Here is a 24,767-nt window from a genome sequence, read left to right on the forward strand (position 1 = left end):
CTTGCGCACCGAATAAGAGCACTATATGAGCAATCAAATCTATGGTATCAGGGCGATACTTGAGGCAATTGAAGCTGAACAACCGATAAATAAGATATTCCTTCAAAAAGGACTTGGCGGAGAGCTGTACAAGACATTGGAGACCGTAATCCGTAAAAATGGACTCAGTAGTTCGTACGTTCCTGTTGAGAAATTAAATAGATTGACCCGAAACAATCATCAAGGAGCAGTGGCCAATATCTCCCCTGTTCAGTTTCAAAATTTTGAGGAATTGGTGGAAAAGGTATTGGAAAAAGCGGGTTCTCCACTTTTTCTTTTGCTTGACCAAGTTTCGGATGTTCGCAATTTCGGCGCAATTATAAGAACGGCTGAATGTTGCGGCGTAGATGGTATTATTGTTCCGAAAAATGGTGCTGCACCAATTACCGAAGACACGGTAAAAACTTCAGCAGGAGCTGCTTTCAAAGTTCCCATTGCAAAGGTAGATCATTTAAAAGATGCCATATTCTATTTACAATCTTCTGGCATCGAAATTATTGCTGCAACGGAAAAATCGGAAAACCATATTTATTCTATTGCGCTTGACAAACCTTGTGCAATTGTTATGGGTGCCGAAGACAAAGGCATTTCTAGCTCAATCCTAAATCTCGCGGACCATAAGGCCAAACTTCCCCTTTTGGGTGAAATAGAATCATTAAATGTTTCTGTAGCCTGTGGTGTGTTTTTGTACGAGGTGGTACGACAGCGAATTCAATAGCCTTCAGGAATTCTTGTCTTTTTTATAATGGTAGGTGATTTCAATCTTGTTTTGAGATTCTTTTGGAGGACCTTCTATAAAATTCCCATTTTCATCAAAGTGTTTTAAAAAAGGGTCGTTTTCCTCATTATAATCTTCCTGCTCCCAATGGTATTTTTTATGCCTCGGCACCTTAACTTTTAACATAAGCGCCAAAACCAGACCGGTCATAAATCCTGACAAATGTCCTTCCCAAGAAATACCTTCTTCGATAGGAAAAATGTACCATATCATGCTTCCATAAATGAAGACAACAACCAACGACAGCGCCACTAGTCTAAAATGTTTGGCAAATACTCCTTTGAAAAAAATGAAACTTGCCAAAACATAAATAACTCCACTGGCTCCAATATGATAAGATGGTCTGCCAATCATCCAAGTTAAAATACCCGAAATTAAGATACCCCAAACCAACGTTTTAAGGGCAACTGACCTATAGAAGTAAAACAGAAAGGAAATTAGAACTGCCAATGGTATGGTATTGTTGTACAAATGCTCTAGTGAACCATGGATAAATGGACTGAAAGCAATTCCTCTTAACCCAATAATTTCTCTGGGATTGATTCCATACTCATTAAAGTTGGTTCCAAACTGAAGTTCCAACCAAAAAACAGTCCATATGGAGAGTATGGCCAAAAGTGGTGCCATCAATACCCCATTGGAAAATTTAAAATGATTCATATCCGACATGCTATTTTGCAATCAATTATCTGGCCATATCATGAAATTACACATTTTGTCATGTTTTACTCAAAAACCATTGGAACAGATTTTCATCGCTACTCTAAAATTGTCTTATTTTTATCGGTATGAATGAACCCTTGGCGGAGCGGATACGCCCAAAAACTTTAGAAGATTACATAAGCCAAAATCACCTAGTGGGAGAAAAGGGCTCATTGACCCATCAAATTAAGAATGGAATTATCCCATCTTTGATTTTATGGGGGCCTCCAGGGACCGGTAAAACTACGTTGGCCAACATTATTGCCAATGAAAGTCAAAGACCCTTTTATACGCTTAGTGCTATCAGTAGCGGTGTTAAGGATGTTAGGGAAGTGATCAACAAAGCCAAACAGGCCGGAGGTCTCTTTACCGCCAAAAATCCAATTTTGTTCATTGATGAAATCCACCGATTTAGTAAGTCACAGCAAGATTCTTTATTGGGTGCTGTGGAAAAGGGATGGGTCACACTTATTGGGGCAACCACGGAAAATCCAAGTTTTGAGGTAATTCCGGCACTTTTGTCCCGTTGTCAGGTGTATATCCTAAACCCATTTGAAAAAGAAGACTTGGAGTCGCTTTTGAATCGGGCTATGGAAACGGATTCTATTTTAAAGTCAAAGAAGATAGATTTAAAGGAATCAGAGGCCCTGCTGCGACTTTCAGGGGGTGATGGTCGTAAACTCTTGAATATTTTCGAGCTTATCGTCAACTCTGAAACCGGAGAAAAGGTCACGATTACCAATGATCTTGTGCTTCAAAAAGTGCAAAAGAATACGGTACTCTATGATAAGACCGGAGAACAGCATTACGACATTATTTCAGCCTTTATTAAATCAATTAGGGGCAGTGACCCAAATGGAGCGGTATATTGGCTCGCCCGGATGATTGAAGGGGGCGAAGACGTAAAATTCATTGCCCGCAGATTGGTCATATTGGCCTCTGAAGATATTGGCAATGCCAATCCTACAGCCTTAGTGCTTGCAAACTCCGCTTTTCAAGCGGTAAATACTATTGGGTATCCGGAAGCTAGGATTATACTGAGTCAATGCGCTACATATTTGGCCAGCTCGGCCAAGAGCAATGCAAGTTATATGGCCATAAAATATGCACAACAGAAGGTAAAGGAAACAGGAGATTTATCGGTTCCCTTGGCCATTAGAAATGCGCCCACAAAGTTGATGAAAGACATAGGGTATGGCAAAGGATACGATTATGCCCATGACCACGAAAACAATTTTGTTGATTTTGAATTCTTGCCTGATGAAATTTCGGGAACTACCTTTTACCAACCAGGGAAAAATCCAAGGGAAAATGCCATGAAAGAGTTCTTAAAAAAGCGGTGGAAAGATAAATACCAGTTTTAGAATTTGATATTCAGTTCTTTTGGTTTTTTGCCTCCGCCATCTGCATACTCCAAAATCCATTTTCCATCTTGCATGGTAAGCATGCCATTTCTACCATCATGATTCACCAAAAAGATATTTTCTACAGAGGTTTTCATTAATTTCATTACCACCTTTGGTGTACTATCCACAAGTTGATAGCCATTTTCAATGGGTTGGGCATATAAAAGACCTTTCTGAGAAGGAACTTCGGCGTTTTCTGTTTTTACATATGACGATTCTTTGGGCTCGACACTTTTATAAGTTTGATTTTCGGGAGTAGCTTCTTGAACAATTACATGTTCCTTAGGTTTTTCCTCCAACTGCTTTACATCGTTTTTAAAACTTACGGTCACAGGTTGCTGATCTGTGGTTTTCTTCTGCTCGTCTTTTGAGGGCGTATACACATAGTTCATCTCTTCAAATGAAATAAAAGATTCGTTGACAGCCTCCCTATATGCAGTTCTAAATTCTTTTATCTTACTACGCCCTTCTATTGATCGAAAGATTTCATTTAGCTGACAATCTTTAAGCACAATCACAACTTTGGTGGCAAAAAGTGAAGAATTGTCTTCCAAATCTGCCAATAGTCCCAAACATCTATTGTTGGCCAAATCTACCGGCAAAGCATCATCATAGACAACATTAAAGCCATTTTTCGTAAAAAGATGTTTGATTATCGTACTTGTTTGATGCCTGTTAGGGCTTTTAAAGGCATCAAACTGTTTGGGCACAATAATATATTTATACTTGTTCAATTGCGCACTCATCTGCATGCTTAGACCTACTGTAAATACAGTTAATATTAGTAATCTCAGTTTCATATTATGTGACTAATCAATTATCGTTCCAAGATATAATATTAAATCCAAACTGTAAAGAGGCATAGTGACTGTCAGGAATATTTTGATAACCTAAAAGGTTATCTCCCAAGATGTAAAAATTTACTGGACCCATTTGAAGATTAAGTCCCAATCCAATATTGGTAAGTGAATATTTGTCCGCTGTATATGTCGTTTTAAAGGAAAAACCACTTCCAAGTCGCTTTTGAAAAAACCCAGTGACAGCAGCTTGCACACCTCTGGGGCGCTTCATGAAAAACAATTGTCCGCCTACACTATTCCTGTAGAACGCATCATTTTGTCCACCTTGCGCATTTATTCCGCATCCACAATTTTCATCGAAAACACTACCCTCGCCAAAATTATAACGGATAGAACCATAGACTTTTACCGGCCTAAATGAAATATAACTTTTGTCGTTCTCCTCATATGGAATGGCCTCTTCCAATTCATCAACCAAGTCCTCCCAAAGGTTGTTGTTGAGATTTGGTATATCCTCCGGCAAAAAAACCGTAATACCTTCGTTGCTTGCATTTCCGCTAACGGTATAATTTCTAACATCCTTGGAATTGTGGATGAATCCGACATCCAAAACGCTACCGGTAATTGTAGTTTGGGGATTAAGTTGATGTGTGAAACCAGCATCAAATCCAAGACCTAAATTACCTCCAAAAAGCACCCTCTTCATAAATAATTTTGCCAAATCTCTTTGGGTCGTACCTGTATCTTCCTCCAGAATATCCACAATACCTTCCACTCCAGAAGTTTGAAGTTTCATATCGGCTGTTATACTGGTGGTAAATATGTTATCTTGGCCTTGAGAGGTTCTAAATGACCCGAAGTTCTGAATGGTTTGAAATTGAAAGATACTGGAATACACCTTGGCACGTGCGCCGATGGTAAGAGTATTGCTAATTTTTCGGTTAACCCCAAAATGGGCCACATTGACCATTTCACCTCTAAGGCTAAGATCACCAAGATCAAAACTTCTACCTATATTGGCCCCTCCGTTACCTTCAAATGCCAAAGCGGCAAGATCTTTGGGCCAGTATACAATGATATCAGTCTCACCGTACATTCCAAAACTATAATAATCGTCCGGCCTGTTCTTTCCACGAAAACCAATATTGAACCCATCTATTTGACTTGTGGTACTAAAATCATCCCGTTTGCTCATTCCATCAATCAAACGTTCCCTGACTTTAGTGGTAAAATCAATGCCATCGTTGGCAAAAAGGTCATTTACGGTAACGCCACTGGTTCCAGCTTGAAAAGATAATCCAGATAGTACAGGAACCCCAACATGCCATTTTTCCAAGGTTTTTACTCCTGGATTAACCAACAAAGATTGTGGAATCTCATAAAAATCGTATAACAATTGCTTGTTTTGTCCATGTAAAGTTATGGCCCCAAACAAAGCGGCTAAAAGTAGATACCTGCAAATCTTCATTTTAGTCTAAATGTAAATTCACCCGCTGATCTTAATATCAATTTAGGCTCTGGCAGTGTGGAAACACTGGTTGAGTCACCAAGGTTGTTAGCACTTATCCTGAGTGCCGAAGTAGTGGTCAAAATATCGATATTTTTACCTCCTGGACCATAAAACACCTCTAACGAAAATAATGGAGCCGGTGTTGGGTCTACATCAAATACTTGAGCATCCAACACGTTACCTGTTTCATCTAAAAACTCAATGGTAATACTAAGTTCTTTGCTTGTGGTGTTCTCAATTTCGTAAGTAATTGTTCCTTCCAATAAATTCTCCGCCACGAATTGTTCGTTAAAAGCTTCAAAATTTACAATCTGGGAATAGAAATTGTTAAGGTCTCCAACGGCATTAATATGCTGCTCTTCTGATTCAAGATAAAACAAGCTTGATGCAACGGTTGGGGTAATACTCAAATCGTCAAACTGGTTAAAATCTTGTTTCTCAGCACATGAAAAAGCCAAAAAAAAGATTATGACCGCCAGCGTGGGTGGAATAAATAGTCTTCTCATAGGTTAAAAAGCATTTCTAGTACAACATTTGAGGCTGGCTATACCTTATTATAACTTTATAAAATGCTTTTTATTTCAATAAGACTGTCAATCATTTTGCATAAATCGTGCTGTGGTTCGCTATGCGCATTAAAGTGCAGTGCATGCAATCCCACTGATTGGGCTCCCATAATATCCGCCTCAAGACTATCCCCTATCATCAAGGCCTTTTTTGGAGATACCCTGGCTTTTTCGAGAGCAAGCTCAAAAATATAGGGATGTGGCTTTTTTACCCCCGCGGTTTCAGAATTTATTATTTGATCAAAGTAATGATGGATTTTTGAACCTTTCAGTTTCTTTTCTTGGATTTCTTGAAATCCGTTGGTGATTATGTGCAATCTATATTTTGGTGATAAATATTCCAAAACATCTTGGGTGTGGGGAAACAAATTGGTGAAAGAAGACAGATTTTCAATATAGTCATCTGCTAACATATTTATCAATTCATCGGAAACATGAACATTTATCTTGTCAAACGTTCTTTTCAACCTTTGATATCTAAGCTCCGACTTACTTATTCTATCCTCACGGTATAATTTCCAATAGTTAAGGTTAATAGGAACATATATGTCTAAAAATTTATCCAATTCCACTTCAAGTTGTTTTTCTTTCAGGATTTTTTGGAAGGTAAGGGCCGAATTCTTTTCAAAATCCCATAAGGTATGGTCCAAATCAAAGAAAATGTCGGTAACCGCTTTAAACATAGTAGCGTTTTAAAAAAGATTGGTAAAGCTCGAACCAATTTATTTTATGGCTACTTCCAAGTAATTCATTTGAAAAAACCGCAATCAAATCCCCATTCACCTGCTTGATTTGCCTATACACCTGATCCATGATTTCAAAAGCCTCATCTTTTCTCTTATAATTTATGAGCGCATAATCATGAACGGCAAATGGATGCACTTTTAATGGCTGTCTCACTTCCATATTTATATCATAAAAATGGAATGGAGTGCACGTACCGGCCCTAAAACCAATTTCGTGGGTGTAGCCCATAGAAAAATCATCGGTAAACTCTGTTTCAATAAGATTTCGATAAGTGCTTGGCACATTTACACGGTTATATCGCAACCTAGAATAGTTAACAGGTCGATTTATTAAATCGGCCAATGTTCTTTTTTCTTCCTTCAACACCTTTTTATCTGTTGATGAAAGAAATGAGGTACTCAACGAAACTTCGCTATAATCTGCAACTGATTTTATAAGGTACCTAAACTTATTATTATTTGCTGAGACATTTTTATCGTGCGCAGAATATTTGGCCAGCTGAAAAAAGAACATGGTTTTTATGGGAAATTTTTTATGAATATCTATCAACTCATAAAAATTATCATAGGGGTCCTTTTTAAAACCTAAAAGCACGGACAAACGTCTTACCATTGATCTAAACTTGAACTTGCCCAAATCAAGAAAAAAACCACCCAAACTTCTCGTAAATCCTCTTAAAGCATAACAATGGGAGGTGGTCACATTAATTATTGGAGTAAAGGAATACTTTCTTTGTTTGGTTTGAATATCTGGAAAACGTTCTTTTAAGGCCCGGAGTAACTTATGGGCCCAAATATCCACAACCGGGAGTTGCAAAAACCCGTTCTGATGGGCAATACTTTCCTTTGCCGGGAACCGACCTACACTATCCTTTACATGGGGCAGGTATTCCTCGTACCGACTCAAAAGAAAAAAACTGGCCGAAAATATATCATAAGGTATTGCACTTCGTTCACCACATGAAAAAAAGCAAGGAACCCCATCCCAATCTGATACTTTTATCTCAAGATCATTGATTCCCTGTTCAAAGAGCAGGTCATTGCTTCGGATAAAAAATTCATTCTGTAAAGGTTGCTTGGAATATGTGATTTTTGGCCCGGAGTGCTTAATAAAATCTTCGACTTTGGTTGTAAATGTTACCTCCACTCCCAAAATTCGTTCAAACAGCTGCCTAGTTGTATAGGTTAACCGATTTGTAATTTTATGGGTGTATATCAATAACATATCTACTAAAGTATTCCCTTATCTGCAAAACTCAAATAATTGTGTTGGGTTAATATTAAATGATCCAACACTTTTATGTCCAGGGCTTCACCTGCTTTTTGCATTTTTTTTGTAATCTGTTTATCCGCAGCACTTGGTTTTATCGTTCCCGATGGATGATTATGGGCCAGCACAATGCCTACAGCACCCAATTCTAAAGCTTGCTTCATTACCAAACGAACATCTACCAAAGTCCCCGTAATACCCCCTTTGCTCAGTTGCGATTTATGGATAATCTTATTGGAATTGTTTAGATATACGATCCAAAATTCTTCGTGTTCCAACTCACCCATTACTGGATAGAGTAATTCAAAAGCATCTTTGCTATTGGATATCTTGTATATTTTTTCTGCATCATCCCCCCTGCGTCTACGACCCACTTCCAATGCTGCAGCAATGGATACGGCTTTGGCTTCACCGATACCTTTAAATTGTTTTAGCTGGTTGACAGAAAGTTTACCCAATTCATTTAAATTATGGTTTACGGATGCCAATATTCGTTTGGATAACTCCACTGCGCTTTCTCTTTTACTTCCTGAACCAATCAATATAGCGACCAATTCAGCATCGGAAAGTACAGAACGGCCCTTTTGCACCAATTTTTCCCTGGGCTTATCATCATCCGCCCAATTTTTTATGGAAAAGGAAACCACTTTTTCTTGCATGGTTTAAATATAGAAGATTAATTTATGTAATTTTCATTGTTAAGATCCAACTATGAAATCACTTTTTGAAACCGAATCACATTCAGAAATTTTAAGTCGCATCAACAAGTTGAACGAGTCCTCGAAGGGGTTATGGGGTAAAATGGAGGTTGGCCAAATGTTCTTTCATTGTCAATTTCCATTGAATTTGGCTTTGGGAAGATATGAAATGAAAAAACCAAACCCAATTATGAAACTAATTTTTAAAAGTTTTAAGAAAGGTTTGTATGATGATAAGTTATGGAAGCACAATATGCCCACAGCGAAACCTTTTAAAGTAGTGGACAAAAAAGATTTCGAGCCTGAAAAAGAAAAATTAATCACGGCGGTCAATGATTTCCATGAAGAAAAAAATAGAACAAGCTGGGAACCGCATCCAGCTTTTGGACATTTCACCCATGAACAATGGGGCAAAATGCAGTACAAACACCTAGATCATCATTTAACGCAGTTCGGAGTTTGACCACATAACAAATTAAATCTTTTTCCTATCCACATCAATCCATAAAAGGCAACCGTCAAACGCAAAAGCATCTTTTTGGCCATTTCCCTAATTTCCCGATAAAAAATGGTCAAAATTTATGGTTTTAACATCATACCCATACTTCCTTTTTTATTTGCAATCCAAATTGTGAAGTCTCAAGCCGTAAATATTCCATGTTTAGATAGGCAATTGGCCTTATCAGACAAAAACAGCGTCTTAATTCGGAAAAAAAAGAAACTATTCTACTGGAATATAGAGACGAACCAAAGGTTGTTTTCTAAAGGATTCAAAATTGCCTATCCTTTTTTTGATAAAGCCGCTTTAGTTCAGGAAGATGGGAAATATGGGGTAATCGACAGAAACGGCCGATTCATAATTGACGCTAGGTATGAAACTTTTGAGTTGGCACCTTTCCCACATGAGGCCCATATTGTAATTTTTAACGACCTGACCATTAATCTAAAAACTGGTCAAAAAACTACCCGTTATCTAAGGGATGAAGAGCCTGCGCCTCCCAAAATCCGAACCCCGCAAGATCAGAAAGGAGAAAAATGGTTACGAAAGAGTGATCATATTAAGGCATTTATGCAATTTGAAAAGATTGTTGCCATTGGGATTGACTTCGTTATCGTCTCAAACAAGGGTAAAATTGGAATCACCGATATAGCTGGAAACGCTTTGTCTGAACAAGATTATGAAGCTGTGCGATTTACTGAAAAATACCCACACGGTATTCACTCCATTATCGGGTTAAAAAACGAAAAAATATGGCATTACTTCCGCAATGGTGAAAAGCTACTCGAAAGCTCCTTTGCTTGCGTCCGATTTGATGTTGAACTACCCAATGCGATAGGTGTGTTCCAAAAAAAGAAACATTACAAAGTGCTATTTACAGACGGCAGTGTTTCCGAAAAACGGTATGATGCCATATCCCAAAATGCGTTCGTGGCACAGCGCAAAAACAAGATTTATTTGCTAAAAAGTGATGGGCAAGAACAATTGTTCTATCGCAACTAAACCTTAACGCATAATTCAATGATAGAAAAAACAGCTAGGTTAAAAGAACTGGTTTTTGAGAATTCCAGATATCTAAGTTCCAATGACAGCTTTCAATATTTGCCGTTGAAGGAAGAAGAAATTCTGGCGTTTGAACAACGACACATGATTACTTTGCCCCAGGATTATCGTGATTTCCTTCTACATGTAGGTAATGGAGGGCTTGGGCCAGGGACTGGAATTTTACCGCTTCAATTCCATAAGACCCATACCCATCTTCGATTGCCTTGGGTAGACCCTGTGGCATTCAACAAACTGTTTCAATACAATGAACAGGTAAATTTTGATGCATTTAACGAGCAAATAGACAAGATTTTCAAAAAAAAGGATTCGGAGGAATTCTCGTTGTACCACTCTGCCGATAATGGTCTGCTTTGCATTGGAGATGCAGGCGGGGGCACCTACTATGGTCTGGTCGTAAATGGAAAAAATCAGGGACAGATATGGGTCAATGCACTAGTGAGTGATGATGGTTTTGTATGGCGTGCAAACAGCTTCGCCGAATGGTATGAAAAATGGCTGGACGAAAAGATACAGCAAATACAGAAAAATAATAGGGTCCTAGAAAAGCAGTTCTCGCTTAATGTCACCACTATCTTTATGCCCAGTAATCTGCAGGAATTGCATGCATTTGTGCAGAACTTTGAAAAAGCAAAGGATAGGCAACCTGTCAAAGATTTGTTTAATAGGTTGTTGGTGGGCAAAAAGCAGCAACCACTTGATATTTTGCAAGCCTGCATAGCATATGCACTACATCATCAGGAGTTTGTAGATCATGAGTTGGCTTTGCAATTGGTCAAAAAGGTATCTGAAAACCCAAGGGAAGATATGCTAAAGACATGGTTATGCCAAGAAGGAACGGCACTGGCGGGGTTGGGTAAAGTTCAACAGGCCATTGCTTGTTTTGAGAAGGCGAGGAAGTACGAGGATGAGGAATACTGCCAAGGGGAACTTGATGACAAATACACAATGCATTTGAGCCTCTGCCATCTCAAGCGGGGCCAATCGGAGCAAGCATTGCTAGCTATGGTTTTTGATGACGAGATATGTGATATGGATACAGTTGTGTCCTTACTGCACGAATGCTATTACATGTACAAGAATTATGAAGTGGCCATTAAATGGGGACAATTGATTCTCGATTGGGAATTGTTTCAGGAAAACGAGGAAAGTGAAGAATATCTTCCTGACATCTACCTAATAATGATCTCTTCGCATGCGAGACTGAAAAATGACAAACAGGTTCACCTATTCATTGATACATTGAAACAAATCAAACCAAGTATTGAAATGGTTCCCTATGAAAATATAGCTAAGGAACTGATTAAGGCCAAATGCTATTCCATTGCGCTTAAATGTCTGGAATCTTATGCTTCTTTCCCACGAGCGCAAGAAAATCTTCAGGGACTGAACAATCTTAAAGGATGCTGCTACTCCGAATTGGGCAATTATAAAGAAGCGGTAACATGTTTTCAAGAAAGTTTTCGGATTCATCACTGGGTAGTACCTTACGCCAATTTGATCAGATGTTATATTCGTTTGGAAAAATATGAAAAGGCTCGACAAATATTTGATGAAATAGTCGCTTTTGACCCTTATTATTCGTGGAGTTACTACCAGTTTGCGCTGTACTATATCAAATCCCAAGAAGAACATAAAGCTCTAGAATTTCTCAGAAAGGCAGTATCGCTGGGCTTTGATAAAAATGAAATTTTAATTAACCCAGACTATTGTCATTTGGCTGAAAAAGTGGATTAGGGATAAATACAACCAAAAAATTAGTTGTCCTCGTCCTCACTTTGGATTTCTTGATGTTCAATTTTAGCACGGGTATCATTGATCATTCGATCTTCTTCCAAAAAAACATTGGAAATCCCGAGCATAAATGCGGCCATCAATATGGATGTAAGACGTCGGATTCTCTTCGGTAATTTGTCCATAAAAAAAAGGAAAGGTGATTTCACACAAAATACCAGACAATTACCATTCCATGGGACAGGAGACTGACAAATTTGCTTATTGAAAAAGTTAATTGCTTTAGTGTTCTTATTATGTCTTTCCAAACCGTCCTACACCAGCGATTTAATTGATGTTTTCTATAAAATTCCATCGGAATATCTTCTAAACAAAACTATGGAGGAAAAAAAACTACTAGTCGATTGTTATTTTGAAAACACACAATATGTCCCTGAGGAGAATAGATTCCCAGAACCTCCTGAAAGGTTAATTCTAATAATTGACATCCAAAATGGATATATGTAGCTTTACGACGGTAGTGAAGGAATGATAGAGTTGTCTTATTGGAATCAAAAAAATTTGGTATAAAAAGTTAACCTTCTAATTCATCAAGTCATATAGGTCAACCGTCAATTCTATTAACGTATCCATTCTTGCTTAAGGTAACTTAGTGAATTCATTTTCAATGAAGTGATAAAAAACATAACATTTTCATTAATACTCCTTATTTCATTTTCTGGTTTTGGGCAGGATGTTGTTGAGAGTCAAATCAAAGAAATTAGAAAACGGTTTTACGCGCTTGACAATTCCAAGTTAAGCATGGTGGCTGTTGAGGACTACCATTTCTATCTTCAAGATGGCAATATAAAAAAGGTGACTTACGAGAATGGTTCAACTAGATACGAATGTTATTTTGACCTAGATTTCATCCCAAACCATGCCTACTTTATATACGTGACAGAAAATAGAGGCAATGGTCCCCATGAAAATAGATATTATTTTAGTGAAGAAGGAGAGCTGATTCGTTGGGTCAACCATGGTAAGAATGAAGTGATTTTAAATGGGCAAACTTGTGTAATAAAGTCCAAATTAATTGCGCAATCGAAGGATTTGCTGACCATTTATAACAACCACTTATTGAACAACGAAAATCCCCAGTATCGAAGATTGGTTTTTGAAATAAGGACCGAGGTAAATGATATGTTAACCAAAGTCCTTGTGCCAGATACTACAGAAATTCTTAACGTTCCTGACGAATTTTATTTTTCCCATACAGTTGAATTTAATGACAAAAATGGAAAAAGGATTAAATCGCTAAGTTTTATTGGAGGAGATCACGGATACCAAAAGGACACTGCCTTTTTTAACAAAATAGGGCAAATACTATACAAAGTTTCTAAAAACAAGGACATTTTCGGACGCTCAAGCTCACGTTATGAGTATTATAAGCAAGGTGAATTATTCAGAACGGTTGAACAGATTTCTGTTAATCATGAGAAATGGAGTAGTTCAATTTGCATAGGTTTCAATCATATTTACGCAGATGAAATATATGATTATTAAAACATTACAAGACTAAACAACTTTAATTTACTCATCACTTATGATGCCCTTAAGTCTTGCAAATTCCAATCCACCATAATTCCCGGAACTCATCAGCAACAAAGTGGACTCTTCAAAGTCTTGTGCAAAAAGATAATCTTGGAAGGTTTTGGGGTCCGTAAAAATGTGAATATCCTCTCTTTGCAAGGCTTCGGCTATTTGTTTTTCGGTTACCTCTGCCAGTTGCTTTATTTTAACCGCATTGGGTGAATAAAATACCACAGCTTCGTCGGCTGCATTTAAAGCTCCATTGTATTCCTTTAGAAATTCTGCATTTAAACTGCTATACGTATGCAATTCTAAGCAAGCAAGTAATTTTCGATTGGGATATTGCTCTTTTACAGCATTTGTAGTCGCTTTTACCTTACTGGGAGAATGTGCAAAATCTTTATACGCAACTTTGTTTGCCCCTTCAGCTATCTTTTCCAACCGTTTTGAAGCTCCTTTGAAAGAAGCGATGGCTTCATAAAAATCAGCTTCGTCAACACCCATATTTTGACAGATCCATTTGGCACCCGCCAAATTGTTCAGATTATGCTGTCCAAATATTTCAATGGGCATTTCCCCCTCAGGAGTATCCAATAGCGTTACCCCATTCTCAACCCGATACGCTGGAGTTGCATATGGAAACTTTCGGATGGAATTTTCAGAAGCTTCCACCACCTCTTTAACCGCTTTATCTTCCTCATTATAGGTAATGGATCCACCCCTAACAATGCCATCTACAAAAATCTGGAATTGCTCAACATAATTTTCAAAAGTTGGGAATACATTGATATGATCCCAGGCAATTCCACTTAAAAGCGCAATATTGGGTTGATACAAATGAAATTTAGGTCTTCTGTCAATAGGCGAAGACAAATATTCATCTCCTTCCAAAACTATAAAATCATTCTCCTCGGTAAGGTGCACCATGCGCTCAAATCCTTCCAATTGTGCACCTACCATATAATCTACAGGGATATCATGATAATGCAATACATGAAGAATCATGGATGTAATGGTTGTTTTTCCATGACTGCCCCCTATGACTACCCTTGTTTTGTATTTGGATTGTTCGTATAAAAATTCGGGATAAGAATAAATTTTCACACCCAATTCTTGGGCTCTGAGCAATTCGGGGTTATCAGGTTTGGCATGCATTCCCAAGATCACGGCATCTACACTATCCTCAACTTTTTCGGGAAACCAACCAAAATCCTTTGGAAGCAGACCCTTGGCCTCCAACCTACCCTTCGAGGGTTCAAAAATAACATCGTCACTACCCGTAACCGTATAACCCTTATGTTCCAAGGCCAAGGCCAAATTGTGCATAGCACTACCGCCAATGGCTATAAAATGGATTTTCATCGTTTCAATTTATAGTTCAAAAATAGACATTGACAATGCCAATACAAACACAGATGTAATCTTATTAATCACTACCTTGTTTTAAAATTAAAGCAATGAGATATTTAGTATTTTTCCTATATTTTTATCTACCTATTATTGCATTAGCTCAGAATTCCGATTATCCCATTAAATCATTTATGGATGAAGGAGTCAAAGCACCCAATACGCATCATTTAGGAGATGCATGGCTAAACTTTTTGCTTCAAGAAGAAGATGGTTTGGACTACAATATCACCCAAGCTACATTTAGTCCAAATGCAACACTAGATTGGCATAAGCATAGTACTCCCCAAGTATTGATTGTATTAGAAGGGGAAGGATATTATCAAGAAAAAGGAAAAGACCCCATAATTATTAAAGAAGGAGATGTTATCAAGTGCAAAAAAGATACCGAGCATTGGCATACATCATCGAAGGACAGCAAGGTATCCTATCTAGCCGTTTATGGAAACTCCCCAACAATTTGGACTGAGAAAGTTACCAGGGAATACTACAACAGCGTGGCGGAAAAATTAAACCAAAAATAGAATCAAACAATTGACAATCATTATGAACTTAAAAAATATCCCCAGTAAAGAAATCATGCCAGGTTATCATGGAAAAATGGTGCACAGTGACACCATGACTTGGGCCTTTTGGGATGTTGAAAAAGATGCAGAAGTACCCGAACACCACCATGTGCATGAACAGATAATGCATGTACTGGAAGGCTCCTTTGAATTTACCTTAGGAGGAAATACAAAAGTTTACGTGCCTGGAGATGTGGTAATTATTCCTTCGAATGTTCCACATAGTGGAAAAGCCTTGACCGAATGTAAATTGATGGATGTCTTTAGTCCAGCAAGGGAAGAATATAGATAGTATGAAAATATCTCTTCAAGGAAAAAGTGCGCTTGTAGGTGGAAGCAGCAAAGGTATTGGCGAGGCAATTGCCAGGCAACTTGCCGAAAGTGGGGCCAATGTGACCCTTATGGCCAGAAATGAAGGTCGCTTGCAAAAAATTGTTTCAGAATTGCCCACAACACAAAGACAAAAGCATCAATACATAACGGTGGATTTTTCGAATTTTGAAGGTTTCAAGGCAAAGATTATTTCTTTTTTTACGCAGAATTCCATTGATATTCTTGTAAACAATACCCAAGGACCAGAAGCTGGAGGCGCCTTGGAAAAAAAGGTGGAAGATTACCAAGCTGCTTTTGACTTGCTATTTAAATCGGTGGTGCTCACCACGGAATTGGCTATAAAACATATGCAGAGGAAGCAATGGGGCAGAATTATTAATGTAGCCTCGGTTTCAGTAAAAGAACCTTTGAGCTACCTGGCACTTTCCAATTCCATTAGGGCAGCGTTGGTCACCTGGGCCAAAAGCCTTGCCATTGATGTGGCCAAAGATGGCATTACCATAAACAATATACTTACTGGTTATTTTGATACAGACCGGATTACCCAACTCAATGCCAAAAAAGCCGAGAAAATGGGTGTTTCTGTATCGGAAGTGCGGGCTGCCATGGAAGCACAGGTACCCATGAAACGTATAGGAGACCCTTCGGAATATGGTTATTTAGTCGCTTTTTTGGCATCAAAACAGGCCAGCTATATCACAGGAACCAATATTCCCATTGATGGTGGATTATTAAAATCATTGTGATTTATTTCCAAAATCGAAGCAATAAGACCATTCAATTATCGAATTCATAAATTTTGGTTAATTTTATTGCTTAACCACTAAAAGTTCAATTATGAATTCAAAAGTTTTTATGGTAGTACGGATTCTCCTAGGATTATTCGTCTTAACCTTTGGTTTGAACAAATTTTTTCATTTCATTCCGTTTGGGGAGATGTCTGAAGGCGCAATGAATTACTTTGGCGCATTAACCTCAACTCACACCTTGACAATCGTGGCTATTGTTGAAATTTTATCAGGATTGTCCTTTATTTTAAATAAATACGGTGCACTCATGGCTTTAATTCTTATGAGTGTTTCGATAAATGCCGTACTGTTTCATGCGGCATTTGCACCGGCACTAGCCGATATTATGGGCGCTTTGATACTTATTATTTTGAACATTGTTGTTCTTATAGGATATAAAGATCGATATAAAGAAATTCTACGAGCTTAAAACATTTAAAAAAAGGCCTTCTTTAAAAAGAGGGCCTTTTTCATTGCTACAACATTCGTTTTTTGATTATAAACTCATTTTATCCTTGAATATATAGGATTGTCTTCTTGAAACTTCGATTTCTTCTTCGTTTTTCATTTTCAGTTTTAATTTACCATTGAACCATGGCACTACGCTGTTAATGTAATTGGTATTGACAATTTGCTGTCTATTCGCCCTGAAAAATGATTGATTCGGCAGCTTTTCTTCAATTTGATTGAGCGATTTGTACAACAATGGTTTTTTATCTTGAAAAAACACTCTGGTGTAATTGCCCACGATTTCAAAATGTGAAATCTCACCTATTTTCACCAACCAGCACGACTCTCCATCTTTTATGAAAATCTGACTGGTCTCCGATAATTTTGCTGATTTTTCTTCATTGTTTTCTTCCAATCTAGCTTTTACCTTATCCAACGCCATGGTAAAACGCTTTTCATTTATAGGCTTTAGCAAATAATCCAAAGCGTTGTACTCGAAGGATTTTATAGCATATTCGTCAAACGCGGTGGTAAAAACCGTTATAGGTACCTCATCCAACATTTCAAGTAGCTCAAAACCATCCTTTTCGGGCATATTGATATCCAAAAACAGTAGATCTGGGGCTTGTTGCTGAATCAGCTCAAACCCCATATCCACATTCTCCGCCTCACCAACAAGCTCAATTTCATCATGTTTTTTGATGAGTTCTTTAAGCTCGTTGCGCGCCAACCTGGAATCTTCAACAATAACCGTCTTGATTTTCATTCCATTGGTATTTTAATATCTGCCACTACTTCTCCATCAATTTCACGTAAATTGAAGGAAGCTTTATCTGCATACAGCAATTCCAATCGTTGTCTTATATTTTTTAGTCCTAATTGGGTTGTATTCTTTTGAAGTTTTAGTTTTCCGGTGTTCTTGACCTGTATTTTTAGCAAACCACCTTCCTCTTTGGCTGCCAATACGATTCTACCTCCTTTTTTCAGGTTGGAAATTCCATGTTTGGCAGCATTTTCGATCAACAACTGTATAATCATTGGAGGGATTTGTTGTTGTAGTACTTTTTCATCGACTTCTTTTACAAACTCCAACCGATTTTCAAATTGAATTTTTGATAGGTCAATATAATTATCCACAATCTCCAACTCTTCCTGTAACGGAATGGAGTTAGCATTGTTCTTTGTGAGCGAATACCTCAAAATTTCTGAAAGCTTTGTCAACATATCCCTCGATTTCTCAACGTCTTCCAACATTAATCCTCTGATATTGTTCAAACTATTGAACATAAAATGAGGATTTATCTGACCCTTGAGCGTGTTTAATTGCGCTTGTTTCAGATTGGTATTCAATTCCAGTCGTTCAATTCGGTCCCTGTTCAACTTTAAGAATAACTTGATCACCAAATAGGTAATTGTCCAGGCCACTATTAAAAACAATGAATTCATAATCTGAATCCATACCTTATCATAATTCTTGAACATCTGAATTTCGGCCTCAGTTAGACTTGGGCCCATTTTTACATACGCATAGCCAAAGACATAATTTAAGGCGCCAAACAAAGCGGCTGTTAACAACATAGAAACCGCAATCTTGATAAATTCCTTGAGCCCAAAAGAATCAAATTGAATGTTTTTTTTAAGATACCATCGGAGGAGTGAGGTGGAAAAGATTCCCATAAACATTCCAACCACTATGGAATACACCAACAATTCGACCGTTATTTTGTTTAATATAAAAATCGATAACAGGTTAATGAATCCCCAACCGAAAAATTGAAGTATCCAGAAGGTATAATTGCTTTTTTTTCTACTCAAGTCCATTCACAAAAATTATCACCGATCCAAATATAATCTTTTGTTTAACTAAGTAATCTTAGGGTTTTGAGGTCGCACTTTTTCTTCTTAAACCCCAGCAACAGCCTTTCCCTGTATTTAAAAAGGCTATCCACATAAAGGTCGAACCCGTATAGAAGAATGGAAAAAAGTCCATATCCCAATTATCCAATTTGCCCAAGATGGCAAAAGTCGTTAGTAAGATTCCCGAAATAAAAATAAACTTCTGTGCTTTATTTAGTTTTTTCATTTTTATGTTTTTTATTGTTGTTATCTACAGGCTGTTATATCAGGATGTTGATAAGTAAAGTGATTAAAAATTTGGCTAAAGTTATCATCGTAACCGTCTTTTGATGTTTATACCTCAAAAATACACCATACATAGGCCCAGGGAAAGGAGATTATGGCCAATGGTATATTTAACATTGTGAACGGTAAGCATAAAAAAAAAGGAGCCTTTAAGGCTCCTTTTAAATTTTAATTTTGACTGATTAGTCTTTCAGTGGCGTTAGTATTTCCTGCTTGCCCAAATGTTTTGCATAAAAGCCCATCATGGCCTTATAGAGTTCCAATCTATTTTCCTCTTTTCCAAATCCATGTCCTTCATCATATTTTACCATATAAGGTACATCATATCCCTTGCCACGAAGTGCACTTACAATTTGGTCAGATTCGTCAATGTTTACTCGAGGGTCATTCGCTCCTTGTACAACGAATAGCGGTTTTTTAATCTTGTCAATTTGATATACGGGTGACACTTCTTCCATTACCATTTTCTCTTCTGGATTATCCTCATCGTACCAAATTTCCTTGATAATTTTTAAATAGGGTTTCCAATATGGAGGAATGGTCTTCATAAAGGTGAAAAGGTTGGAAACACCAACATAGTCGACCCCACAGGCATATAGATCAGGTGTTTTGGTCAATCCTCTTAGAACGGCATAACCTCCATGGCTTCCACCATAAATGGCCGCCTTGCTTCCATCTACCCAACCTTGGTCGATAACGTATTGCAATCCATCTTCTACATCATCCATGGCTTTGCGTCCAATTTGCTTGAAACCAGACTCCAAAAATTCCCTTCCATAGCCCCCCGAAATTCGGAAATTGACCTGAAGGGTGGCATATCCCCTGCTCGCAAACAATTGGGCCTCTGGGTTAAATCCCCAAGAATCCCTTATACCTTGTGGACCTCCGTGTGGGTTCACAACTACCGGTACTTTTTGTCCGGCCAAAGCCGCTTTTGGGAGTGTTATATAGCCATGCAACGTGATTCCATCCCGACTTTTGAAAGTGATTGGTCGCATTTCTGACATATCCTCTTCTTTCAATTGGGGCATGGTGTTATACAGTTCTTTTAAATCATTATTTGCAACGTCATAGGCATAGTAAACTCCATAAAGGCGATCACTATCTATATAAACCATTAATAAGTTTTCGTCTTCTGTGGTATCTAAAACGTTGTACTGCTTCCCAGGAAGTTCTTTGGCTACTTTTTTATCCAGTTTTTTATAAGGCTCGCTTACCGGTACTACAATACTCTTCTCTCCTTCATACTGAAAATAATCAATGGAATAGTTTCTTGTTCGAGAGAGCCCCATATTCTGAACATCATAATGATCATTGACAAAAACTTTTTCAATGACCTTATCTTCCTTGAGATTATAGAGCACTATTTCGGCTTTATCGCTTTGCAAATTTGATAGCACGTAGGCATCATCTGGATCTTCTGTTGCATAGTTGAAATCCAAAATATTGAAATTGTCTTTCCAGTTAAGGCTCTTGAGCAATTTATACCCACCATTTCCATCTTCGTAATAAACATCTTGCTCAACACCGTCCCTGATCCTCACATAACCCTTCAAATTTCCATCCTTATCAAAACTGTATCCAAAAATGGGATTAACCGGATCATCATTGCTAAAAAGTTGCGTTAATTCACCTGTGTTCAAGTTCACTTTGTATGGTTCAAAAACCTGAGGATTGTTTTTGTTCATGGAGACAATAATATGCTCTTTATCTTCTCTCAACAGTTCTGTAAATTGGGCACGGACACCGTCAAACGGCGTAAGGTCCTTTAAATTACTTCCATCGAGATCAACAGCGTAGATGTGATAATTTTCATTACCCCCTTTATCCATCAAATAATAGAGTCTTCCATTGTTCAGCCAACCATAACCGCGTACCAGCTCATCTTTTTCCTCAATGGCCCTTTTCGCCACACCTGTGGCAATATCCTTCACATAAATATGCTGTTTCCCATTTTCATCCCGCTCACGATAAGACAGGTACTTACCATCTGGAGAAAATCTGAAAGTGAAAGCCTTTGGGTTGGCAAAATAATCGTCCACAGTATATCGGTAATCTCCTTCATCTAAAGATGCAAGTGAAATGAGTTCATCATTGGAACTCACCAATTCAGGCTTTCCCGGTAGACTTTGTTCTCCTTTCTTCGAGTCTGTCGCCGATTCTTGGGCATACGTGGTAAATCCTGTAAACAAGAACAGGAATGAACCACATAGAAGCTTAAAATTCAATGTTGTTTTCATAAGTGTTGAATTAATTGTTTCTGATTGAAATTTGTAGTTAATCTTTTATAAGACCTATTTTTTAGGCTTTTGTTACAAGTTTTAAGGGTATAAAAGTAGTATGCCCTCATAGAACCATGAACTAGATTATGGTAAACGGTAAATTACCTTTGGTAAGTGGAATTATCTCTTTTCGGGAGGGAACTTTGAAAATACCTTTTTTACAACAGCTCGCAATCTCTCCTCCCTAACACTTGGTGAAGCATTTTCACGATAGCCGCTTTCACTTGTTGCCTGCCAAAATAGAGCATCTTTTTGTGCGTCAACAAAATCGAATTGTATTTGGCGTTGAATTCCGGAAGTTCCCAATGGCAATCCCACGGATACGCCCCCTCCAACATTACGCCCACCTCCACCGATACCAACACCTACAGCGTTGTTGGGTGCACTTCGATACTCGCTGCTAAGAATATTGATAAAAAAGTCGGGTTCTTCGGCAAGTATGTATCCTTTCGATTGCAGTGTAGAATCTAAAATACGTGTCAAACGTTTTTCATCCAATCCGCTTAAACCCGATTCAACATCCGAGAAGTAATTATAGCTGGTGTAATTAGAAAAATCAGTGGCTTTGTCATAGTCATAACTTACCCTTACCCCTGCACAGGAGATTAATAAACAGCAAACGACTATTAAAAAAAAGCTTCGCATGATTAATTTTCAAATACCATTAAAATTAATCAATATTCAGATTCAAAATAAAATTGGACCGGCTTATTCGTTCAATAGCTTCCAAAGCTCATCCTTGAGTTCTTGGATTCCTTGTTGGGCAACGGAAGAAATAAAAAGATACGGGACATTTTCAAAATCTTTGTCCAGTTCAATTTTCATTTCAGCCATAAGCTCATCGTCTAGCATATCACTTTTAGAGATGGCCACCAATCTTTCCTTGTCCAAAAGTTCTGGATTGTAGCGTCTCAATTCATCCAACAGTATCTCATATTCTTTAGAGATATCATTGCTATCGGCCGGAATCAAGAAAAGCAATGTGGCATTTCGTTCAATATGCCTTAAGAAATAATGACCCAATCCTTTGCCTTCAGCGGCACCTTCAATAATTCCAGGAATGTCCGCCATGACAAAACTTCTGAAATCACGATACTGGACAATGCCTAAATTAGGCTTTAGGGTGGTAAACTCATAATCGGCGATCTTGGGTTTGGCCGAAGTCATTACTGAAAGTAATGTGGATTTTCCAGCATTGGGAAATCCGACCAGTCCAACATCCGCCAATAATTTCAATTCAAGGGTTACTTGGGCTTCTTGCCCAGGAATTCCAGGTTGTGCATATCGAGGGGTTTGATTGGTCGAGCTTTTAAAATGCCAGTTGCCCCTACCTCCTTTTCCACCTTCGAGAACAATCTTTTCTTCTTGATCATCGGTAATCTCAAAAAGCACCTCGTTGGTATCTGTATCACGAATTATGGTCCCCAGAGGCACTTCTATATACACATCTGTTCCATCAGCTCCGGTACTTCTATTTTTACTTCCGTGTTCTCCGTGACCTGCTTTAAAGTGTTTTTTGAACTTATAGTGTACCAGGGTCCATAGGTTTTTATTGCCTTTTGCAATTACATGTCCACCACGTCCGCCATCTCCACCATCCGGACCACCTTTGGTGATGTACTTTTCGCGATGTAGGTGTACGGAACCCTTGCCTCCGTTTCCGGAAGCCAAATTTACTTTTACATAATCAACAAAATTACCTTCTGTCATGATTCCTGCCCTATTTTGCTTTTTTTAATAATATAAGTGATGTTTTCTTCTTCAGCCACTACATTTTTATCCATCGATAATTGAAAACCATTTATAGAGGTTAACTTTTCCACTGCTTTTTGGGAACGAAGATTGTCCTTGGCCACAAAAAATAAAATCCGATTTATATGTTGAAAGGCGTACTCCATCATCAACCATTTTATCACTCCATTATAATGCCCGCCCCAATATTTTCTTGACAAAAATGTCCATCCAATTTCCACGGCATCCTTAAAATTCGAACGAATCTTAAATCGAGAGCTACCGATAACCTCACTTGACTCCTTATCTATAATTATTAAACACCCTTTTGAAGCTAGTGAATCTTCAAAAAAATTGGTGAAGCCTGCCAAGGTGCATCTATTTTTATCTGGATGTTGTTCCCATATTTTTGGATCTGCAGCAACCGTAAAAAGGGCATCAAAATCTTCAGCAGCCAGCGGTCTTAAAATGACCAAATCATTGTTCAAGTTTGGCTGTAAATCAAATTCCATTGGTGCAAAAGTTTAGAAAATCAGGAAAGTGCATCGATTACCTCGCCCAAACGCTCCGTAATCTCTTCAATTTCGCCGATGCCATTTACGGAATGGAATTTACCCTGTTTCTCGTAGTACGCTTTTAGGGGCGCCGTTTTTTGATTGTATTCGTCAAAACGGTTGCGGATCTTACTTTCATCTTGATCATCGGAGCGTCCGCTTTCTTTTCCGCGCTCCAACAAACGGTTCACCAAAATATCATCTTCTGCTTCCAGGGCAATTGTGGCATTTACTTTCATGTTCTTGGATTCCAAAAAGTTGTCCAAAGCCTCGGCCTGGGCTGCTGTTCTTGGGAAACCATCAAAGATGAAACCAGCTGCTTGCGTATTTTTCTCCACCTCATCCTTCAGCATATTAATGGTAACTTCATCTGGCACCAAATCCCCTTTATCCATATACGATTGGGCCAATTTGCCCAACTCGGTTCCGTTTTTTATGTTGTATCTGAAAACATCCCCGGTAGAGATATGTTTCAAATTGTATTTTTCCTTTAAAAATCCCGCTTGGGTTCCTTTGCCAGCTCCCGGCTTTCCAAAAAGCACTAGGTTGATCATATGTATTTGGTTTAATTGGTATACTTCTCTCAAGTTTCTTCCTAATTCGTTGTAATCCAGACCGTATCCAACAATAAAAGTATCCGGAATTTCAATGCCTATGTAATCTATGGCATATTCCCCATTATAGATATCTGACTTGTAAAACAAGGAAGCGATTTTGAACTCCTTCACATTGGTCTTTGCAAAAAGATGCACTAGTTGTTTCAAAGTTCTTCCCGTGTCGATTACATCTTCAAGAATAATAACACTTCTGCCCTCTATGTTTTCCGGCACATCCAATAACGTCTCTACAATACCTGTGGAAGTTAAACCGTGATACGAACTCAACCGTACAAACGACACTTCGCAGGGGTATGGATAGGCTTTTAAAAAATCGGAAACGAACATAAAAGCCCCATTGAGAACGCCCACAAAAATGGGTACCTCATCTTTATAATCAGCAGCAATTTGGGCTGCCATTTTATCTATGGCCCCTAAAATCTGATCTTCCCTTATATAGGGCTTAAACACCTTGTCATGAAGCTTTATCAACTTGTCGTCCATTTAAATAGGTTGGCAAAGATAACATTTTTAGG

The 24,767-nt window shown here is 38.2% G+C and carries 27 protein-coding genes; 10 read left to right on the plus strand and 17 right to left on the minus strand.

Annotation, left to right across the window (positions count from 1 at the left end; translation table 11 throughout):
- The first annotated feature begins 25 nt into the window (after positions 1–25).
- Positions 26–757, plus strand: coding sequence for a 23S rRNA (guanosine(2251)-2'-O)-methyltransferase RlmB (gene rlmB, locus IAG46_RS07325; RefSeq protein WP_190809638.1), 732 nt, complete (start codon positions 26–28; stop codon positions 755–757).
- 3 nt (positions 758–760) lie between these two features.
- Here rlmB and IAG46_RS07330 read toward each other — a convergent pair whose 3' ends face one another.
- The gene (locus tag IAG46_RS07330; RefSeq protein ID WP_190809639.1) at positions 761–1,486 is read right to left on the minus strand and encodes a rhomboid family intramembrane serine protease; all 726 of its coding nucleotides are present in this window, start codon (positions 1,484–1,486) and stop codon (positions 761–763) included.
- Positions 1,487–1,605: 119 nt separating this feature from the next.
- On the opposite strand from IAG46_RS07330, the gene IAG46_RS07335 reads away from it, so the two are divergent.
- Positions 1,606–2,883: a replication-associated recombination protein A gene (locus tag IAG46_RS07335; protein WP_190809640.1), complete on the plus strand. Its 1,278-nt coding sequence runs from the start codon at positions 1,606–1,608 to the stop codon at positions 2,881–2,883.
- Here IAG46_RS07335 and IAG46_RS07340 read toward each other — a convergent pair.
- Genes IAG46_RS07340 through radC form a run of 6 tightly spaced genes read right to left on the minus strand, consistent with a single transcriptional unit; the run spans position 2,880 to position 8,476 of the window.
- Positions 2,880–3,725 (minus strand): hypothetical protein, encoded by an 846-nt coding sequence (locus IAG46_RS07340; RefSeq protein ID WP_190809641.1) that lies wholly within the window; start codon positions 3,723–3,725, stop codon positions 2,880–2,882. The two genes, IAG46_RS07335 and IAG46_RS07340, sit on opposite strands and share 4 nt — an antisense overlap.
- A gap of 13 nt (positions 3,726–3,738) precedes the next feature.
- Entirely contained in the window at positions 3,739–5,193 is a 1,455-nt protein-coding gene (locus IAG46_RS07345; RefSeq protein ID WP_190809642.1) for a DUF5723 family protein, read from the minus strand.
- On the minus strand, positions 5,190–5,741 hold the full coding sequence (locus tag IAG46_RS07350) for a hypothetical protein (RefSeq protein ID WP_190809643.1): 552 nt from the start codon (positions 5,739–5,741) through the stop codon (positions 5,190–5,192). Before IAG46_RS07350 ends, IAG46_RS07345 begins: the two co-directional genes overlap by 4 nt.
- A gap of 56 nt (positions 5,742–5,797) precedes the next feature.
- Positions 5,798–6,484: a YjjG family noncanonical pyrimidine nucleotidase gene (locus IAG46_RS07355; protein WP_190809644.1), complete on the minus strand. Its 687-nt coding sequence runs from the start codon at positions 6,482–6,484 to the stop codon at positions 5,798–5,800.
- Positions 6,477–7,772, minus strand: coding sequence for a polysaccharide deacetylase family protein (locus IAG46_RS07360; protein WP_190809645.1), 1,296 nt, complete (start codon positions 7,770–7,772; stop codon positions 6,477–6,479). Before IAG46_RS07360 ends, IAG46_RS07355 begins: the two co-directional genes overlap by 8 nt.
- Positions 7,773–7,777: 5 nt before the next feature.
- Complete coding sequence (radC, locus tag IAG46_RS07365; protein ID WP_190809646.1) at positions 7,778–8,476, minus strand: DNA repair protein RadC; 699 nt, start codon at positions 8,474–8,476, stop codon at positions 7,778–7,780.
- Between the two features lie 52 nt (positions 8,477–8,528).
- Here radC and IAG46_RS07370 point away from each other — a divergent pair, with 52 nt between their 5' ends.
- From IAG46_RS07370 to IAG46_RS07380, 3 genes are all read left to right on the plus strand, one after another.
- Positions 8,529–8,978: a DUF1569 domain-containing protein gene (locus tag IAG46_RS07370; protein WP_190809647.1), complete on the plus strand. Its 450-nt coding sequence runs from the start codon at positions 8,529–8,531 to the stop codon at positions 8,976–8,978.
- Between the two features lie 105 nt (positions 8,979–9,083).
- Positions 9,084–10,016, plus strand: coding sequence for a hypothetical protein (locus tag IAG46_RS07375; RefSeq protein ID WP_190809648.1), 933 nt, complete (start codon positions 9,084–9,086; stop codon positions 10,014–10,016).
- An 18-nt stretch (positions 10,017–10,034) separates the two neighbouring features.
- A complete protein-coding gene (locus IAG46_RS07380) occupies positions 10,035–11,813 on the plus strand; it encodes an SMI1/KNR4 family protein (RefSeq protein WP_190809649.1) in 1,779 nt (592 codons plus the stop codon).
- A gap of 20 nt (positions 11,814–11,833) precedes the next feature.
- Here the strand turns inward: IAG46_RS07380 and IAG46_RS07385 are convergent, their stop codons facing one another.
- The gene (locus IAG46_RS07385) at positions 11,834–11,995 is read right to left on the minus strand and encodes a hypothetical protein (protein ID WP_190809650.1); all 162 of its coding nucleotides are present in this window, start codon (positions 11,993–11,995) and stop codon (positions 11,834–11,836) included.
- Between the two features lie 487 nt (positions 11,996–12,482).
- On the opposite strand from IAG46_RS07385, the gene IAG46_RS07390 reads away from it, so the two are divergent.
- Positions 12,483–13,355: a hypothetical protein gene (locus IAG46_RS07390; protein WP_190809651.1), complete on the plus strand. Its 873-nt coding sequence runs from the start codon at positions 12,483–12,485 to the stop codon at positions 13,353–13,355.
- Between the two features lie 27 nt (positions 13,356–13,382).
- Here IAG46_RS07390 and murC read toward each other — a convergent pair whose 3' ends face one another.
- Complete coding sequence (murC, locus tag IAG46_RS07395) at positions 13,383–14,744, minus strand: UDP-N-acetylmuramate--L-alanine ligase (RefSeq protein ID WP_190809652.1); 1,362 nt, start codon at positions 14,742–14,744, stop codon at positions 13,383–13,385.
- A gap of 95 nt (positions 14,745–14,839) precedes the next feature.
- Between murC and IAG46_RS07400 the strand changes: the two genes are divergently transcribed.
- From IAG46_RS07400 to IAG46_RS07415, 4 genes are all read left to right on the plus strand, one after another.
- Positions 14,840–15,313: a cupin domain-containing protein gene (locus IAG46_RS07400; RefSeq protein ID WP_190809653.1), complete on the plus strand. Its 474-nt coding sequence runs from the start codon at positions 14,840–14,842 to the stop codon at positions 15,311–15,313.
- Between the two features lie 22 nt (positions 15,314–15,335).
- A complete protein-coding gene (locus IAG46_RS07405; RefSeq protein ID WP_190809654.1) occupies positions 15,336–15,647 on the plus strand; it encodes a cupin domain-containing protein in 312 nt (103 codons plus the stop codon).
- 1 nt (position 15,648) lies between these two features.
- Entirely contained in the window at positions 15,649–16,434 is a 786-nt protein-coding gene (locus tag IAG46_RS07410) for an SDR family oxidoreductase (RefSeq protein ID WP_190809655.1), read from the plus strand.
- A gap of 91 nt (positions 16,435–16,525) precedes the next feature.
- The gene (locus IAG46_RS07415) at positions 16,526–16,906 is read left to right on the plus strand and encodes a DoxX family membrane protein (protein WP_190809656.1); all 381 of its coding nucleotides are present in this window, start codon (positions 16,526–16,528) and stop codon (positions 16,904–16,906) included.
- A 66-nt stretch (positions 16,907–16,972) separates the two neighbouring features.
- Here the strand turns inward: IAG46_RS07415 and IAG46_RS07420 are convergent, their stop codons facing one another.
- The 8 genes from IAG46_RS07420 to IAG46_RS07455 all read right to left on the minus strand — a co-directional run bounded on the left by IAG46_RS07420 (position 16,973) and on the right by IAG46_RS07455 (position 24,723).
- Positions 16,973–17,692 carry a LytTR family DNA-binding domain-containing protein gene (locus tag IAG46_RS07420; RefSeq protein ID WP_190809657.1) on the minus strand — a complete coding sequence of 240 codons (720 nt, stop codon included), beginning with the start codon at positions 17,690–17,692 and terminating at the stop codon, positions 16,973–16,975.
- Positions 17,689–18,747 carry a sensor histidine kinase gene (locus IAG46_RS07425; RefSeq protein ID WP_190809658.1) on the minus strand — a complete coding sequence of 353 codons (1,059 nt, stop codon included), beginning with the start codon at positions 18,745–18,747 and terminating at the stop codon, positions 17,689–17,691. Before IAG46_RS07425 ends, IAG46_RS07420 begins: the two co-directional genes overlap by 4 nt.
- 52 nt (positions 18,748–18,799) lie before the next feature.
- The gene (locus IAG46_RS07430) at positions 18,800–19,009 is read right to left on the minus strand and encodes a hypothetical protein (protein WP_190809659.1); all 210 of its coding nucleotides are present in this window, start codon (positions 19,007–19,009) and stop codon (positions 18,800–18,802) included.
- Between the two features lie 241 nt (positions 19,010–19,250).
- On the minus strand, positions 19,251–21,308 hold the full coding sequence (locus IAG46_RS07435; RefSeq protein WP_190809660.1) for a S9 family peptidase: 2,058 nt from the start codon (positions 21,306–21,308) through the stop codon (positions 19,251–19,253).
- Positions 21,309–21,470: 162 nt separating this feature from the next.
- A complete protein-coding gene (locus tag IAG46_RS07440; RefSeq protein ID WP_190809661.1) occupies positions 21,471–21,995 on the minus strand; it encodes a DUF4136 domain-containing protein in 525 nt (174 codons plus the stop codon).
- A 63-nt stretch (positions 21,996–22,058) separates the two neighbouring features.
- Positions 22,059–23,060, minus strand: a complete 1,002-nt coding sequence (obgE, locus tag IAG46_RS07445; protein WP_190809662.1) for a GTPase ObgE — start codon at positions 23,058–23,060, stop codon at positions 22,059–22,061.
- Positions 23,057–23,593: a GNAT family N-acetyltransferase gene (locus IAG46_RS07450; protein ID WP_190809663.1), complete on the minus strand. Its 537-nt coding sequence runs from the start codon at positions 23,591–23,593 to the stop codon at positions 23,057–23,059. The genes obgE and IAG46_RS07450 overlap by 4 nt, the downstream gene beginning before the upstream one ends.
- A gap of 20 nt (positions 23,594–23,613) precedes the next feature.
- Positions 23,614–24,723: an adenylate kinase gene (locus IAG46_RS07455; RefSeq protein ID WP_190809782.1), complete on the minus strand. Its 1,110-nt coding sequence runs from the start codon at positions 24,721–24,723 to the stop codon at positions 23,614–23,616.
- Positions 24,724–24,767: the final 44 nt, after the last annotated feature.

This window comes from Flagellimonas sp. S3867 (assembly GCF_014698935.1).
In the GTDB taxonomy this organism is placed as follows: Bacteria; Bacteroidota; Bacteroidia; order Flavobacteriales; family Flavobacteriaceae; genus Flagellimonas.

Coding starts and splice junctions, on each gene's coding strand:
- IAG46_RS07450 (WP_190809663.1), bottom strand. CDS start 23,593: ATGGAATTTGATTTACAGCCAAACTTGAACAATGATTTGGTCATTTTA.
- IAG46_RS07335 (WP_190809640.1), top strand. CDS start 1,606: ATGAATGAACCCTTGGCGGAGCGGATACGCCCAAAAACTTTAGAAGAT.
- IAG46_RS07345 (WP_190809642.1), bottom strand. CDS start 5,193: ATGAAGATTTGCAGGTATCTACTTTTAGCCGCTTTGTTTGGGGCCATA.
- IAG46_RS07400 (WP_190809653.1), top strand. CDS start 14,840: ATGAGATATTTAGTATTTTTCCTATATTTTTATCTACCTATTATTGCA.
- rlmB (WP_190809638.1), top strand. CDS start 26: ATGAGCAATCAAATCTATGGTATCAGGGCGATACTTGAGGCAATTGAA.
- IAG46_RS07410 (WP_190809655.1), top strand. CDS start 15,649: ATGAAAATATCTCTTCAAGGAAAAAGTGCGCTTGTAGGTGGAAGCAGC.
- IAG46_RS07420 (WP_190809657.1), bottom strand. CDS start 17,692: ATGAAAATCAAGACGGTTATTGTTGAAGATTCCAGGTTGGCGCGCAAC.
- IAG46_RS07435 (WP_190809660.1), bottom strand. CDS start 21,308: ATGAAAACAACATTGAATTTTAAGCTTCTATGTGGTTCATTCCTGTTC.
- IAG46_RS07355 (WP_190809644.1), bottom strand. CDS start 6,484: ATGTTTAAAGCGGTTACCGACATTTTCTTTGATTTGGACCATACCTTA.
- murC (WP_190809652.1), bottom strand. CDS start 14,744: ATGAAAATCCATTTTATAGCCATTGGCGGTAGTGCTATGCACAATTTG.
- IAG46_RS07415 (WP_190809656.1), top strand. CDS start 16,526: ATGAATTCAAAAGTTTTTATGGTAGTACGGATTCTCCTAGGATTATTC.
- IAG46_RS07405 (WP_190809654.1), top strand. CDS start 15,336: ATGAACTTAAAAAATATCCCCAGTAAAGAAATCATGCCAGGTTATCAT.
- obgE (WP_190809662.1), bottom strand. CDS start 23,060: ATGACAGAAGGTAATTTTGTTGATTATGTAAAAGTAAATTTGGCTTCC.
- IAG46_RS07340 (WP_190809641.1), bottom strand. CDS start 3,725: ATGAAACTGAGATTACTAATATTAACTGTATTTACAGTAGGTCTAAGC.
- radC (WP_190809646.1), bottom strand. CDS start 8,476: ATGCAAGAAAAAGTGGTTTCCTTTTCCATAAAAAATTGGGCGGATGAT.
- IAG46_RS07425 (WP_190809658.1), bottom strand. CDS start 18,747: ATGGACTTGAGTAGAAAAAAAAGCAATTATACCTTCTGGATACTTCAA.
- IAG46_RS07385 (WP_190809650.1), bottom strand. CDS start 11,995: ATGGACAAATTACCGAAGAGAATCCGACGTCTTACATCCATATTGATG.
- IAG46_RS07440 (WP_190809661.1), bottom strand. CDS start 21,995: ATGCGAAGCTTTTTTTTAATAGTCGTTTGCTGTTTATTAATCTCCTGT.
- IAG46_RS07375 (WP_190809648.1), top strand. CDS start 9,084: ATGGTCAAAATTTATGGTTTTAACATCATACCCATACTTCCTTTTTTA.
- IAG46_RS07360 (WP_190809645.1), bottom strand. CDS start 7,772: ATGTTATTGATATACACCCATAAAATTACAAATCGGTTAACCTATACA.
- IAG46_RS07380 (WP_190809649.1), top strand. CDS start 10,035: ATGATAGAAAAAACAGCTAGGTTAAAAGAACTGGTTTTTGAGAATTCC.
- IAG46_RS07330 (WP_190809639.1), bottom strand. CDS start 1,486: ATGTCGGATATGAATCATTTTAAATTTTCCAATGGGGTATTGATGGCA.
- IAG46_RS07430 (WP_190809659.1), bottom strand. CDS start 19,009: ATGAAAAAACTAAATAAAGCACAGAAGTTTATTTTTATTTCGGGAATC.
- IAG46_RS07350 (WP_190809643.1), bottom strand. CDS start 5,741: ATGAGAAGACTATTTATTCCACCCACGCTGGCGGTCATAATCTTTTTT.
- IAG46_RS07370 (WP_190809647.1), top strand. CDS start 8,529: ATGAAATCACTTTTTGAAACCGAATCACATTCAGAAATTTTAAGTCGC.